This is a genomic window from Caulobacter sp. S45 (genome assembly GCF_009765965.1).
In the GTDB taxonomy this organism is placed as follows: Bacteria; Pseudomonadota; Alphaproteobacteria; order Caulobacterales; family Caulobacteraceae; genus CAHJWH01.
This window is the reverse complement of sequence record NZ_LMUL01000014.1, coordinates 1,295,419-1,308,711: the sequence shown is the minus strand read 5'-3', so window position 1 is coordinate 1,308,711 and position 13,293 is coordinate 1,295,419. Positions and strand designations below refer to the sequence as shown.

Here is a 13,293-nt window from a genome sequence, read left to right as displayed (position 1 = left end):
GGCGACGCCGGTTAGGCGGCCTGACGATCGGACGGGTGGTCTAGGCGTTCGACCTTGGGCGACCGCGTCCCGCCGTTGGCGATCTCGATCCGACGCGGCTTCAGCGCCTCGGGGACCTCGCGCACCAGATCGATGGCGAGCACGCCATCAGCGTAGTCGGCTGACTTCACCGCGACGTAGTCGGCCAGTTCGAACCGCCGCTCGAAGCTGCGGCTGGCGATGCCATGGTGGAGGTAAAGGCGGTTCTCTTCGCCCTGAGCCTTTTGGCCGCTGACGACCAAGAGGTTGGGCTGGGCGGTGATCTCGATGTCCGCCGGCTTGAAACCGGCCACGGCCAAGGAGATCCGGTAGGCGTCGTCACCGAGCTTTTCGATGTCGCAAGGCGGGTAATTCCCGTCGCCGTCGCTCCGCATCGCCGCTTCGATGAGGGTCGCCATCCGGTCGACGCCAATCATCGACCGATAGAGCGGGGAAAAATCAAAGGTCGTTCTCATGTCCATCTCCTCAATAAGAGCAAGTTGGGTCCAAGAGACGCCGGGAAGCGCCGACGCCTCCTGAATGCGCCGGACCCTTTCGGCATCCGACGGGCGAGAAATTAGGAAGCCGAAAAACCGCATCAAGTGGGGCGAAATGGTTTTTTTGCCGTTTTCGAGACCTGTTCAAAAAAAGCGGGAACGGCGCCTTTCAACGGGCTCGCGTCCAAGCGCCGACGCCGGTCCCGTATGGCGAAAGCCAGGACGCCCGCCCGACCGGGCGTAGCGCTTTATCGGTCCGGAGCGGGCCCGAAAGTCTCTTCTCTGTCTTGCCTTTTGAGGGCATTGGCGACACCGCCGATGGCCCCTTTGACCTTGTTGGCCGAACCTTCGACCCGGTCCTTATCGACGAGGCCTCCATCGCCCCGTGTCAGAGGGCGCACCGCACAGGGTCCAGTTCAGGTGGTGGCGATCCTCAAGCCCGAATACTCAAGCTACTGACAATAAAGCAAGATTAGCTGTGGCCGTTGAAACTTGCTGCATTGCGCGGCGTTGGCATCTAACATTTTCATTCTGCGAGCTGCGCAACGTGTCAGATGTTCTGGAGCCCTCGGTCGCCCTGCATAGCGGACGTCCCGCAGCGGCCTCGGCGCGCGGCCTGGCCGATCACCTGGAGCTGGCCGGGATCGCCGTGAACCGCACGCGGATGCCTATGGCGGTGACAGACCCCAATCAAGCCGACAACCCGATCGTCCTGGCCAATCAAGCGTTCCTCGACCTGACCGGGTACACGGCCGACGAGATCCTCGGCCGCAACTGCCGCTTTCTCCAGGGCGCGAGAACGTCTGCGGCGACCGTCGCCGAGATCAGAACGGGCATCGCGGAAGAGCGGGAGTTCACCCTTGAGATTCTGAACTATCGCAAGGATGGGTCGGCGTTTTGGAACCAGCTCCATGTCAGCCCCGTCCACGACGATGACGGAAAGCTGCTCTACTTCTTCTCCTCCCAAGACGACGTGACCGAGTTTCGCAAGGTGCAGACCCTTGAGGCGACGGAACACCGGCTCCTCAAGGAGGTCGACCATCGGGCTCGAAACGTGTTGGCGGTTGTGAGCGGCATCGTTCGCCTGAGCCGATCCGATGACCCGGCGCTTTACGCGGCGGCGATCCAACAGCGGGTCCAGGCGCTTGCCGCCGCGCACACGCTCCTGGCCGACAGAGGCTGGCACGAAATCCCGCTAGATCAGATCATTCGTCAACAGGTCGATGTCCTCGACCCAAATCGCATCAGGGTCAAAGGACCCGACGTCTTGGTGTCCGCCCTTGTCGTCCAACCGATGGCGCTCGTTATCCACGAGTTACTGTTCAACGCGACCATCCATGGCGCGCTCTCCGGTCCGACGGGGACAATCACGGTCCATTGGGACGGGGCTCCGCAGTCGGGGGGGTTCGAGTTGCATTGGGAGGAAGCCGATGGGCCTGCTCCAGACGACGTCCGTAGGTCCGGCTTCGGGACGGCCATGTTGCGCGCCATGATCGAGAAGCAACTGCGTGGGAAGGTGCGCCAAGTGTGGACCGAAACAGGGCTGATGGTCACGATCACAGTTCCAGGCAGCCTCGAAGGCCCTAAGGGCTCCAATTCGGTGTGACCGGCAAACACCCGACGACGCCGGACGGGCGATACCTCGTCGTGAGGGGCCGCCTCTGGCGTATGGCGAATTCCGCGTTGCCTGCGGCTGAGCGGCCGGGTCTGGTGCATCGCCTGATGGCGGCGCGCCGGGCCGTCAGGTCTGCACGCGCCGCTGGCGACCCTGCAACTGAAGCTTAGGCTCACGAGCTGCGCGGCGGCGGCAACCGCGCTCGGCGAACGAGGTCCGGTCTGGTGGACCGACGGCGCGCCCGACCTCAACCGACACGGGGTTCGCAACACGGCCTATGCGGCGTGGTTTAAAGCCCTAGCCGCGGACGAACGTAACATGGAGCGCCCAATAGAGCAGGCCGGCGATGGTGATCGCCGCCGGTAGGGTGAGGATCCAAGCGCTAACGATCGCCGTCACCGTATGCCGGTCCAATCCCGAGCCGTTCGCGACCATGCCGCCGGCGACGCCACTGGAGAGGATGTGCGTTGTCGAGACCGGGGCGCCCTTGATGCCAAGAAACAGGATGGTGGCCGCGGCGACTAATTCCGCCGACGCGCCTATGGCGTAGGTGAGGTGCTGCTTGCCAATGCGCTCGCCGACCGTTTTGACGATGCGCTTCCAGCCGACCATCGTTCCCAGTCCCAGCGCGAGGGCGGTGATGACCTTCACCCAGATGGGGATGTAGCGCACAGCATAATCTAGCGACTTATGGTAGTCGGTGAGGGCCTTTGCGCCAGCGTCGCCATAGACTTGCTTGGCCTTTTTGGAATCGTCCGTCAGTTTCTCGATGGCCTCGTCGACCATGTACATGTCGCTGCGCATGTTCGGCGTCTCGGCCGCCGGGGTCTTGCGAATGGAGCCGTAGGCCTGAACGCGTTTGGAGATATCCCCGGCGACGACGGCGATGGCCTGCTGCACCGGCGCCCCGTCAACCTTGTGGGCCTTCAGCGCCTCGGAGAGGGTCTTCCTCGCAGCGTCGATGGCCATGGGCGGCGGCGGGGACTGCGGGGTTGCGCCGATGGGGCGGTTGAGCGCCTGCTGCGCGGCCGATGTGGATTGCGTGAACTGCGGCGTGGCGCTGTCGGGCATGGTCCGGTTCAAGGCGAAGGCGGTGGGCGCGGCGCCGATCAGGATCAGCATCAAAAGCCCCATGCCCTTCTGGCCGTCGTTGTTGCCGTGGGCATAACTGACCGCGGTGCACGTGAAGATGAGCAATGACCGAATGCCTTTCGGCGGCGGCTGATCTCCCGGCTCCTCATAGAGCTTCTTGTCATGGATCATCGCCTTCATGCCCAAAAGCACCAGGGCGGAGAGCACAAAGCCGATCAGGGGGCTGAAGAGGAGGGCTTTCAGCACGTCGATCGCCTGCTTCCATTCAACACCGGACGCGGCGTTGCCGCCGGGCGCGAGCAGCTGATGCACGATCGCCACCCCGAGGACCGAGCCTATGAGAGCGTGGGTGGAGCTGTTGGGGAGGCCGAGCCACCAGGTGCCGAAGTTCCACACCACCGCGGCCAGCAGAAGCGAAATGATCATCACGTGGCCGTCGGGCGAGCTGACGTTCAGGATCGCATCCAGGGGCAGGATGGTGATGATCGAATAGGCCACCGCGCCGCTTGAGACGACGACGCCGAGGAAATTGAAGAAACCGGACCAGACGACGGCCACGGCGGGTGAGAGACTGCGGGTGTAGATCACGGTGGCGACGGCGTTCGCCGTGTCGTGAAAGCCATTCACGAACTCAAAGCCAAGCGCGATCACGAGCGCTAATCCCAATAGCGCGAACACCCCGAGCGCCACCGGTTCGTTCACCGACGAGATCGAGGCCATGATGCTGAAGATCAGGTAGGCGACCCCGGCGGCCATCAAAACAGGGATGGCGATCGTGAAGGCGGGATGCGGCTTCTGATCGAGTTCGATCTTGGAGGACGGCTTCGGCGTGCTTTCAGCGGCGGTGACTGACATGGAACGCTCCCGTACTTCGATCTAAAGCCCTCACGCCAAACCTGTTGCGTGAAGCTTCCGTGACGGCTGGAAGCAACGGCCTGACCTGCAAGCCCCTTTGCCGCCTAAGGTCGCGCGCCTAAGATCGGCCAAGCCTGAAGTCGCTCAGTCGAAATGGGGGCGGAGAGCCATATGCCAGCGACAGCCCTGAAGATCGAGGTTCCCGGCGTAGGCGAGGTGTCGGGCCTCTGGCAGTCGCCGGCGCAATCTCTGGCCTGCCTGGCGCTAGCCCACGGCGCGGGCGCCGGGATGACGCATCGATCCATGACCGCGATCGCCGACGGGCTGGGGGGGGGCTCGGGGTCGCGACGCTCCGCTACCAATTTCCTTACATGGAAAAGGGCGCCAAGCGTCCAGACCGTCCTCCGGTCGCCCATGCCGCGGTTCGGGCAGCCGTCGCCGCGGCGCGGGAACGGGCGAACGGCCTGCCGCTGTTTGCGGGCGGACGCTCGTTTGGCGGCCGGATGACCTCGCAGGCTCAAGCGCTCGAACCGCTGCCCGGCGTCAGAGGCCTGGTCTTTTTTGCCTTCCCTCTACACCCGGCCGGCAAGCCCTCGGTGGTCCGGGCGGAGCATCTCTTTAGCGTCGCCATTCCCATGCTTTTTCTGCAGGGATCGAAGGATGCTCCCGCTGAGCTCGATCTACTGCAACAGACGGTCGCCGGCTTGAAGGGCCACGCGACGCTGGAGTTGATCGCCGAGGCGGATCACGCCTTTCATGTCCCGGCGCGAACCGGCCGCAAGGATCCCGAGGTGCTGGCCGCAGCCCTGGCGGCGACTGTCCGGTGGATGAGCGTACAGTCGGCCAAGCCGCCGAGCTGATGGCGGGCAGGCCGCGCTCGGTGCGGGCCATATTTCAGTTTGACGTTTTGTGAGCCGCAGGCAGGACACCTAGGCGTCAGGGTTCTTTCGCACTCTGATCAGCAGCGCGAGGCCGACGGAAAAGCCGATGGCCGCGCCTATAGCGGCGCCGAGCGCGATCCGCCCGAAATACGAGCCGACAACCAAGCCGATGCCGACGCCTAGGAGCACCACGACACCCGGAATCGCTTTGGACATCACGCGCCTCCCTAAGTCCCCTCGACTGACAACGCGCCGCCTATGGCGCTCCGTCCCTCATCCAGCAAAACCGTGATGGGATCCTCGCGGCCTAAAGGAGGTGTCGGAGGTGGCTCCAGCCGAGACTGAAGCCGTGAACCCCGAGGATGATCACGCCGACGGCGACCGCGATGAGGCCATAGCCCGCCAGCACGAACAAACCGTCTTTCCGGGTCAAGCCGATCGAGAACGCGCCCAGCGCGAGCGCCGGCACGAGGTTGGCGAAAGGAATGGGAAGCACCAGCACGACAGCCAGCAGTGTACACGCGACGCCGACCACCGCGCCGCCCGCGCGGCCGGTGAGAAACTGTAGCCGCGGGCGCACGACTTTCTCCAAACGTTCGAGGGGCGGCAGGACCCGCTTGATCAGCTTGGTCAAAGGCTCGCGTTTGATCGTGCGACGCGACAGGTTTTCTGGCAGCCAAATTTCTCGCCGTCCGATGATGATCTGGGGGTGACCAAGAGCAGGGGCAGGGCCAGAACCATAGAAACCCCTGGCGGGAGGGGTAGCAGGACCGGCAAGGTCAGCATGAAAAGGACCGGGCCGGGCCCATCCCCGCTTTCAATGCGCCCCAACATGTCGCCAAGGGTCAGCTCCGCCTGCCTCAATCCCAGAAACGGCTCCAGGCTTGTGGCGAGCGAATGGGACGAAGACGCTGTCGGCTTGGGCATCTCCTGGTAACGCTCAAGACGGGCGAAGGCCCCGTCGGTCCAGCGGGACTGTCGCCTAGCTCAGAGCCATTCCCGACCGAGCGGTCGGGGATTCAGAGCGGCAAGAATGGTCGGCGGAGAAGCTAGGCCGCGAGAGATCGGTGGGCGGCGACCAGAGCGGCCTCGTCGACCGCACCGAAGGCCGTTCGTCGATGCGGGCCTTCCACGCGAACAGGGCCTTCGAATGTTCGATCTGCGCGCCGCTCCGTTCGTGCCACATCATGGCCCAGACGTAAGCGTCCGCTCTCGGTGGAGTTGGCAAGCTGCGTGCGGGCTTGGCCGCCGCTGGACTCCAGCGGCGGCCCCCGTCGTCAGTTCGCGCGGATCAAGCCGAGCTGGGTCAAGGCGGTCACGCCATCATCGAGGCCGATCTCCTCGACGATCTTGCCAGCCTTCAGGCGCAGGACGGTGGTCCCGGTGAAGTGCATCTTCCGGCCCGTAGCGGCGGGCAGGCCGCCGACCAGGAAGTCGCTGAACGCCGGCCCGCTGTGCGTGCCGCCGCCTTCCCACTGGCCGACCACATAGTCGCCCTCGGCGATGAGGTCGGCCGTGCCGTCGAACTGCAGGTCGGGGAACGCTGCGCGGAAGTCGGTCATGAAGGCCTTGATGTCGTCGTGGCCGCGGCGGGGTTCGTGCAACGAGTACTTCAGCAGCATATCCGGCGCGGCGATCTCGTCGACCACGGATAGGTCGCAGGTCTCACCCCAGAAGTCAGTGAACCAACGGCCGACGATGGCCTTGTTGTCGTCTTGCAAGCTCATGGAGGGCCTCTTGATCCTGTTGGACGGTCGCCGACGGTCTCGACGACCTACGCCGAGGGATAGGGACCGCCGGACGGGCGTAAACTCCGGTTCTTGCCGCCAAATCGGAAAGCCATTTGGGAACGCCATCCGCCCCGACAGAGGCCCGAGTCAGCGCGCGATCCGATTTTCGCCAGCGGCGACGCGGGGACGGCGCCAGGTTGGATTTGAAAGCAAGGCCCGGAGTGTTTCCAAGCCCGGGGGTCGTCAGGGTCATGCCGACATTCAAGAGGGCGGCTCTGAGCCTCTCGGGGCGAATTTCGGAAAAGTCGACGATGCCTCGACCGAGATAGACGCTTGCGACGCCACCGATTTGGGCTCTCATATGCGTGCGGAGGGCCTATGAATGCGAGCCGATTCAAGCGGAGCGCCTCTAACAAGGCGGGCCCTGACGGCCCTAGTGGCCGAGAATTATCCTGTGATCGCGCATGAGCTTTTACGGCCTATTCTGGATGTACACAGCATCTCTCGCGAAGCTTGTGGCGGAGACGCCGATAAATTTATAATCATGCTAGTGGTGGCCGTGCGAACAACGGAAGACAAGCGCTTCTCAGGCTATACTCAAGAGCAATTACTAGGGTCAGGACCCATTGATATGAGAGGCGCGATCTGATTCAGGCTCCGCGAGGAGACTGGATGTGAGCGACCTGTACTGGCTGACGGACGAGCAGATGGCGCGGCTCGAGCCATATTTTCCGAAGAGCCACGGTAAGCCGCGGGTGGATGATCGGCGGGTGTTGAGCGGGATCATCTTCGTCAATCGCAACGGGCTGCGCTGGCGGGACGCGCCGAAGGATTATGGGCCGCACAAGACGCTGTACAATCGCTGGAGGCGGTGGGGCGCGATGGGCGTCTTTGCCCGGATGATGGAAGGGCTGGCCGCGGCCGGCGCCGAACGCAAGACCGTCATGATCGACGCGACCTACCTGAAGGCCCATCGCACGGCATCAAGCCTGCGGGTAAAAAACGGGGTCTCGGGCGCCTGATCGGCCGCACCAAGGGAGGTATGAACACCAAGCTCCACGCCGTCACCGATGCCAACGGTCGACCGCTCAGCTTCTTCATGACCGCCGGCCAGATCAGCGACTATATTGGCGCGGCGGCCCTGCTCGACGAACTGCCCAAGGCGCAATGGCTGCTCGCCGACCGCGGATATGACGCCGACTGGTTCAGGGAAGCCCTGGAGGAAAAGGGCATCAAGCCCTGCATCCCAGGCCGGAAGTCGCGCACAGAGCCCATCAAATACGACAAACGCCGCTACAGGCGCCGCAACCGCATCGAGATCATGTTCGGCCGCCTGAAGGACTGGCGCCGCGTCGCCACGCGCTACGATCGATGCCCAACCGCCTTCTTCTCCGCCATCGCTCTCGCTGCCACCGTCATCTTCTGGCTGTGATCAACGAGTCCTGACCCTAGGGGGTGCGCGCATCGCTATCGAGCATCTCGCCATCCGGCATTTCGAGGTCGTGACCGAACTGATCCATAAATACCCGCTGAACGAAGGCGCGACCTCACAGGAGCCTTGATGCAAGCGCCTCCACCTCTGAAAGCAGACGATCCGAGACTGTAGACTTAGCCAACGTGGCGTCGGCGCCGACGACCCGCGCAAGGTTTAGCAGCCCGAGCGACCCGAGGCTCTCTTTGGCGGAAAGCGCTAAAATTCGGACATCAGGATAGCTCTTCTTCAGATGAGAAATCAGCTCAATCCCATCGCATTTGGGCATGAGAACGTCGGTGACCACGATGTTGGGTGGTGCTGGCTCCAATGCCTGAAGGGCTTGGATGCCGTCACAGGCCTCTTTGACCGTATGCCCCGCGCTCCTCAACATACGGGCAGTCACGCAGCGGAAGACTTCGTCATCATCAACCAAAAGGATCGAGGCCAACGCTATGCACTCAGTTGCAAAGCTGCTCCCTAGGCATTGGCTCCGCGCCACGCCACGGTTGGGGGGCCCAGATTGGGTCTGAAAGACGCCGAGGCTTGATAAGCTCGGCGATGCCTCGGTGGGCGGCGTCCAAGTCTGGAGCTTCATCAACCGCCGGGTCGGTCCGTGGCGTAGGCTGAAAATCGGGTTCAGGACGTCGGCGGTCAGACTCAGTCAAGGGCGCTCTCGGCGCGGCGGTCGCTGCGAATCAGTTCGTTTTCAACCCATAGCAACGCTCAGATCGCAAAAAGGTCCTCTCGAGTCTCCTCCGGCGGAGACGGCCCCTTCAGATCGTCACCCGATTAAGCCCCGGGATTTCCGGTAGGTTCTCGGTGCGCGCTCGGCATAGTCGCGCGTCCTGATGCGGGCCGTTCAGGTCAGATGGTGGACCAGGCCGGCTGCATCCGCGGCCGTGGCGATGACAGCCGCACCGAGGATGACCCAGGCGACCTCGACCTTGGTGGTGAGCAGCAGCACCAAGGCCGCGATAGCGATGATGATCGTAGCCGGGTCAGTGAGCGCCTCGCGGCCGAGCGGTATGGCGGCAGCCAGCAACAGACCCGCGCTGGCGATCACGACCGTCTGCAACACCGATCGCACGCGCGGATGCTCGATCCGCTCGCCAGCGAAGTGGACGGTTGGGATAATCAGCAATGCCGGCGTGATCATCGCCAGCCATCCAGCGATCGCCCCAGGCACGCCCGCCGCGAAATAGCCGGCGCTCACCACCCAAAGCCCGACCGGTCCAGGAGTGCTACGGGTGATCACCACGGCTTCGTTAAGCTGCTCAGCCGTGAGGATGTGCCGATGGGTGACTAGAGCGTCCTGAATCACCGGCAAGGAGGCGAGGCCCGCGAAGGCGGTGGCGGTGCCCTTGAGCAGGATCAGGTAGAGCTCGATGAAGCTCATGCGCGCGCCGTGGGGAGAAAGATGCCGACGGCGACGGCCAGGAGCAGGACCTCGATTGGCGAGAGCCCGACGAGCACATTAAGCAAGAAGGCTGCGCCGGCGATGACCGCCACCCGCAGCCGGGCTCCCGGTCGGACGTAGGGGTGGGCGATCGTCCAACAGGTTTTCACGGTGACGGCGACCGCGCCCGCCACGGCGCCGTGGATCGCGGCTTGGGCCCAGCCCACATGCTGCCACAGGCTGAAGAGCGCGGTCGCCAGCACCACCATGGTTGCGCAGGGGATCGAGCCTGCCAGAAGCGCCACAATGGCGCCGGGAAGGCCTCGGGTGATCCAGCCGATGCCTGTGCAGAAGGCGAGCAGGTTGGTGCCTGGCGTCAGCCGAGCCAAGGCGAAGCAAACGGTGAAGTCGTCTTCGCCAATCCACCTACGGCGCTCGAGAATCTCACGGCGCAAGACCGTGATGGTGGCGCTGCCCCCACCCAAGGTGATGTTGCCGTACCGTACGAAGACGTCGGCCAAGCGGACCAAGCTTGGACGCGACGCCGGCAGAGCGCTCATGGTTTATGGCCCCTAGCTGTCGGTTGTCGAGGACGCGCTCTCTAGGGAAGCACGATCTCGCCATCCTTCTTGGTGAACGATGCAGGCTGTTTGTCGAGCAGTTCCAACACCGTTTCGGATGGCCGGCAGAGTTTCACGCCCTTGGGAGTCGCCACGATCGGTCGGTTCACGAGGATTGGATGCGCCATCATCTCGCGCAGGATCACGTCCGCGGTTGCGTCGGCGTCCAACAAGCCCAGCGCCTTCGCTGACGTGCCTTTCTCGCGGAGCAGGTCGCGGGGTGTGGCGTTCATCACCGCCATCAGGTCTTCGATCTACGGGATCGTCCACCCGGTTTGCAGGTACTCGATGATCGTGGGCTTGTAGCCCGCCGCCTCCACCATGGCGACGACGTTGCGCGAGGTGCCGCAGTCCGGGGTTGTGGTGGATCACCACGGGAAAGCGTCGTTGGACATGGTGGCTCCGAAGTCAGTGAGGAAGGCTGAGGCGGACCGCAAGCGCGCCGAGGGTGATGAGGTGGATGGGCGTGGTGAGAAGCACGCCCACCCGGAAGTAGTAGCCCCACCCGACCCGGACGCCTTCTGGGCCAGGACGTGGAGCCACAGCAATGTCGCCAACGAGCCGATCGGCGTAAACTTCGGCCCGAGGTCGCAGCCGATGACGTTGGCGTAGACCATGGCCTCCCGCGCGGCGGGGGCGACGTGCGCGCCTTGGATGGCGAGCGCGCCGATCAGCACGGTCGGCATGTTGTTCATGATCGACGAGAGCACGGCCGTCGAGACGCCGACGCCGTAGGTCCCGCCCCACACCCCGCCGCGGCCAAAGCCCTTGAACAGGCCTGAGAGGTAGGCTGTAAGCCCAGGCCAATCCAATCACCCGCGCATCGCGTGGATCATCAAGAGCCTCCGTTTGTTTGTAGGTGACGCGAGCGCCGATCGATTTCGCCATCGCGTACTGGCCCAGGTCAGCACGGCGCCCGTCAGCGCAACGATCCGGGCATTTTGGAACCCGTGAACGGCCCTTGACCGCCGTCTTTGCTTTATTGCGCGCTAACGCCGCTAAGACCTCGCTGCGCCTTTGGATAGACTTGTCGACCTGTTGAAGGACACGCGATTTTACGGCTCTAAACTGGAGCCGACACGATGTCCGCAACGAAGATCCTCTGGGGTTCGGTCTGTCTTGTCTGCGCCATCGTCCTGTTGACGACCTGGGCGGCGACCCAGTGGACCGCTTGGCGGCTCGGATTTCAGGCGCAGCTCGGACCGGCTTGGTTCAGCCTGGACGGCTTTCCGGTCTATTTTCCTTTGGCCTTCTTCTGGTGGTGGTTTGCGTTCGACGCCTATGCGCCGTCTGTCTTTGTCCAGGGCGCCTACATCGCGGGCTCCGGCGGATTTCTGGCTCTCGCCGCCGCGATCGCCTTGTCGGTGCGGCGCGCTCACGAAGCCAAGACCGCACGCACCTACGGCTCCGCGCGATGGGCGAGCCGAGACGACGTGCGCAAGACCGGACTGCTTGGCCCCGACGGGGTGTTTCTCGGGCGACTGGGCGGCGCCTATCTGCGCCACGACGGACCCGAGCACGTGCTCTGTTTTGCACCGACCCGCAGCGGTAAGGGCGTCGGTCTGGTGGTCCCCTCGCTCCTGACTTGGCCGGCGAGCTGCATCGTCCACGACATCAAGGGTGAGAACTGGGGCCTGACCGCCGGCTTCCGAGCGCGCTTCGGCCGGGTTTTGCTGTTCGATCCCACCAACGCCGCGTCCGCCGCCTACAATCCCTTGCTGGAGGTGCGCCGGGGCGCGTGGGAGGTCCGCGACGTTCAAAACATCGCCGACGTGCTGGTCGATCCGGAGGGGAGCCTCGAGAAGCGCAATCACTGGGAGAAGACCAGTCACAGTCTCTTGGTCGGCGCGATCCTTCACGTTCTCTACGCCGAGCCGGACAAGACCCTGGCCGGCGTCGCCAACTTCCTGTCCGATCCGAAGCGGACGATCGAAGCCACGCTCCGGGCGATGATGCTGACGCCCCACCTTGGGGACGATGGCGTGCACCCGGTGGTCGCCAGCGCGGCCCGCGAGCTTTTGAACAAGTCCGATAACGAGCGCTCGGGGGTGCTCAGCACCGCCATGTCGTTCCTCGGCCTTTACCGCGACCCGGTGATCGCCGAGGTCACCCGACGCTGCGATTGGCGCATCGCCGATCTGATCGAGCAGGACCGGCCGACCACCCTCTACCTGGTCGTGCCGCCGTCCGACATCTCCCGAACCAAGCCGCTCGTGCGCCTGTTGCTGAACCAGATTGGCCGCCGGTTGACTGAGGACCTACACGCCAAGGCCCGTCGTCACGACGTGCTTTTGATGCTCGACGAATTCCCCGCCTTGGGACGTCTGGATTTCTTCGAGGTGTCGCTAGCCTTCATGGCCGGCTACCGGTTGAAGGCGATCCTGATCGCTCAGAGCCTGAACCAGATCGAAAAGGCTTACGGCCCGAACAACGCGATCCTGGACAACTGCCACGTCCGCGTATCGTTCGCGACCAACGACGAGCGCACGGCCAAGCGGGTGTCGGAGGCCTTGGGCACGGCCACCGAGATTCGCGCCATGCGCAACTATGCCGGTCACCGATTGTCGCCTTGGCTCGGCCATCTCATGGTCTCGCGCCAGGAAACGGCGCGGCCGCTTTTAACCCCGGGCGAAGTCATGCAGCTTCCGCCCGCTGATGAGATCGTCATGCTGTCTGGCGCGCCGCCGATCCGGGCGAAGAAGGTCCGCTACTTCGAAGACCCGCGCCTGATGGAGCGCGTGCTGCCTCCGCCGGGGCTCGACCGAGGGCCAGACGACGCCGGGGCGGAGGCCAGAGCTGACGACTGGAGCGCCTTGCCCGCACCCGCTCGGCCAAGCGGAGCGAGCGTCTCCAAAGCGGCCTCGCCGGCGCCGGTTCAAAAGGCCTCTCGCCGCAGCGCCGCCGGGGATCCCGCCAACGCCGGCATCCGCCGCGAACCGGACCTCCCCGAACACGAGGAGGTGCTGCCCCCGCGTTCCGCTGACCCGCTTGAATTTCAGTTCGAGCCGGAGGGGGATGAAGATCAGCTCGCCCGCGCGGCGGCGCTGCGTCGGCAGATGGGCGGCGTCGCGCGTCAGGCCGCGCTCGATCCGGCCGATGATCTGGGTCTGTGAGC

General features: G+C 64.2%; 13 protein-coding genes and 2 pseudogenes. 4 read left to right on the top strand and 11 right to left on the bottom strand.

What is annotated here, in order from left to right; genetic code table 11:
- Positions 1–11: 11 nt before the first annotated feature.
- Positions 12–494, bottom strand: a complete 483-nt coding sequence (locus GSQ87_RS13005; RefSeq protein WP_158915842.1) for an Hsp20 family protein — start codon at positions 492–494, stop codon at positions 12–14.
- Positions 495–993: 499 nt separating this feature from the next.
- On the opposite strand from GSQ87_RS13005, the gene GSQ87_RS13000 reads away from it, so the two are divergent.
- Positions 994–2,121 (top strand): PAS domain-containing protein, encoded by a 1,128-nt coding sequence (locus GSQ87_RS13000; RefSeq protein ID WP_254062918.1) that lies wholly within the window; start codon positions 994–996, stop codon positions 2,119–2,121.
- 306 nt (positions 2,122–2,427) lie between these two features.
- Here the strand turns inward: GSQ87_RS13000 and GSQ87_RS12995 are convergent, their stop codons facing one another.
- Positions 2,428–4,077, bottom strand: coding sequence for an inorganic phosphate transporter (locus GSQ87_RS12995; protein WP_158915841.1), 1,650 nt, complete (start codon positions 4,075–4,077; stop codon positions 2,428–2,430).
- Positions 4,078–4,211: 134 nt separating this feature from the next.
- On the opposite strand from GSQ87_RS12995, the gene GSQ87_RS12990 reads away from it, so the two are divergent.
- The gene (locus GSQ87_RS12990; protein ID WP_371416697.1) at positions 4,212–4,937 is read left to right on the top strand and encodes an alpha/beta family hydrolase; all 726 of its coding nucleotides are present in this window, start codon (positions 4,212–4,214) and stop codon (positions 4,935–4,937) included.
- A gap of 69 nt (positions 4,938–5,006) precedes the next feature.
- On the opposite strand, the gene GSQ87_RS12985 is transcribed toward GSQ87_RS12990, so the two are convergent.
- The 4 genes from GSQ87_RS12985 to GSQ87_RS12970 all read right to left on the bottom strand — a co-directional run bounded on the left by GSQ87_RS12985 (position 5,007) and on the right by GSQ87_RS12970 (position 6,685).
- The gene (locus GSQ87_RS12985) at positions 5,007–5,174 is read right to left on the bottom strand and encodes a hypothetical protein (protein WP_158915840.1); all 168 of its coding nucleotides are present in this window, start codon (positions 5,172–5,174) and stop codon (positions 5,007–5,009) included.
- Positions 5,175–5,265: 91 nt separating this feature from the next.
- On the bottom strand, positions 5,266–5,655 hold the full coding sequence (locus tag GSQ87_RS12980) for an exopolysaccharide biosynthesis protein (protein WP_256375902.1): 390 nt from the start codon (positions 5,653–5,655) through the stop codon (positions 5,266–5,268).
- Positions 5,589–5,885: an exopolysaccharide biosynthesis protein gene (locus GSQ87_RS23120; protein WP_158915839.1), complete on the bottom strand. Its 297-nt coding sequence runs from the start codon at positions 5,883–5,885 to the stop codon at positions 5,589–5,591. The genes GSQ87_RS12980 and GSQ87_RS23120 overlap by 67 nt, the downstream gene beginning before the upstream one ends.
- Before the next feature lie 350 nt (positions 5,886–6,235).
- Positions 6,236–6,685: an ester cyclase gene (locus GSQ87_RS12970; RefSeq protein ID WP_158915838.1), complete on the bottom strand. Its 450-nt coding sequence runs from the start codon at positions 6,683–6,685 to the stop codon at positions 6,236–6,238.
- Positions 6,686–7,362: 677 nt separating this feature from the next.
- Between GSQ87_RS12970 and GSQ87_RS12965 the strand changes: the two genes are divergently transcribed.
- Positions 7,363–8,120, top strand: a protein-coding gene (locus GSQ87_RS12965) for an IS5 family transposase (RefSeq protein WP_158915837.1) whose coding sequence is annotated in 2 segments (ribosomal slippage) — positions 7,363–7,693 and positions 7,693–8,120 — 759 coding nt in all. Because the reading frame shifts where the segments join, the coding sequence is not laid out codon by codon here.
- Positions 8,121–8,235: 115 nt separating this feature from the next.
- Here GSQ87_RS12965 and GSQ87_RS12960 read toward each other — a convergent pair.
- The 5 genes and pseudogenes from GSQ87_RS12960 to GSQ87_RS12940 form a co-directional block, all read right to left on the bottom strand.
- On the bottom strand, positions 8,236–8,610 hold the full coding sequence (locus tag GSQ87_RS12960; protein WP_158915836.1) for a response regulator: 375 nt from the start codon (positions 8,608–8,610) through the stop codon (positions 8,236–8,238).
- Between the two features lie 411 nt (positions 8,611–9,021).
- Positions 9,022–9,558 (bottom strand): chromate transporter, encoded by a 537-nt coding sequence (locus tag GSQ87_RS12955; protein WP_158915835.1) that lies wholly within the window; start codon positions 9,556–9,558, stop codon positions 9,022–9,024.
- Positions 9,555–10,079, bottom strand: a complete 525-nt coding sequence (locus GSQ87_RS12950; protein WP_216839282.1) for a chromate transporter — start codon at positions 10,077–10,079, stop codon at positions 9,555–9,557. The genes GSQ87_RS12955 and GSQ87_RS12950 overlap by 4 nt, the downstream gene beginning before the upstream one ends.
- Positions 10,080–10,159: 80 nt before the next feature.
- Positions 10,160–10,553, bottom strand: a pseudogene (locus tag GSQ87_RS12945) (arsenate reductase family protein).
- Positions 10,554–10,586: 33 nt separating this feature from the next.
- Positions 10,587–10,978, bottom strand: a pseudogene (locus GSQ87_RS12940) (ArsB/NhaD family transporter); the annotation flags it as partial.
- 282 nt (positions 10,979–11,260) lie between these two features.
- Here GSQ87_RS12940 and GSQ87_RS12935 point away from each other — a divergent pair.
- Entirely contained in the window at positions 11,261–13,291 is a 2,031-nt protein-coding gene (locus GSQ87_RS12935; RefSeq protein WP_158915833.1) for a conjugal transfer protein TraG, read from the top strand.
- Positions 13,292–13,293: the final 2 nt, after the last annotated feature.

Bases quoted from the DNA above. Each gene is read 5' to 3' on its own strand.
- GSQ87_RS13005 (WP_158915842.1), bottom strand. From the start codon at position 494: ATGAGAACGACCTTTGATTTTTCCCCGCTCTATCGGTCGATGATTGGC.
- GSQ87_RS12995 (WP_158915841.1), bottom strand. From the start codon at position 4,077: ATGTCAGTCACCGCCGCTGAAAGCACGCCGAAGCCGTCCTCCAAGATC.
- GSQ87_RS12985 (WP_158915840.1), bottom strand. From the start codon at position 5,174: ATGTCCAAAGCGATTCCGGGTGTCGTGGTGCTCCTAGGCGTCGGCATC.
- GSQ87_RS23120 (WP_158915839.1), bottom strand. From the start codon at position 5,885: ATGCCCAAGCCGACAGCGTCTTCGTCCCATTCGCTCGCCACAAGCCTG.
- GSQ87_RS12970 (WP_158915838.1), bottom strand. From the start codon at position 6,685: ATGAGCTTGCAAGACGACAACAAGGCCATCGTCGGCCGTTGGTTCACT.
- GSQ87_RS12955 (WP_158915835.1), bottom strand. From the start codon at position 9,558: ATGAGCTTCATCGAGCTCTACCTGATCCTGCTCAAGGGCACCGCCACC.
- GSQ87_RS12935 (WP_158915833.1), top strand. From the start codon at position 11,261: ATGTCCGCAACGAAGATCCTCTGGGGTTCGGTCTGTCTTGTCTGCGCC.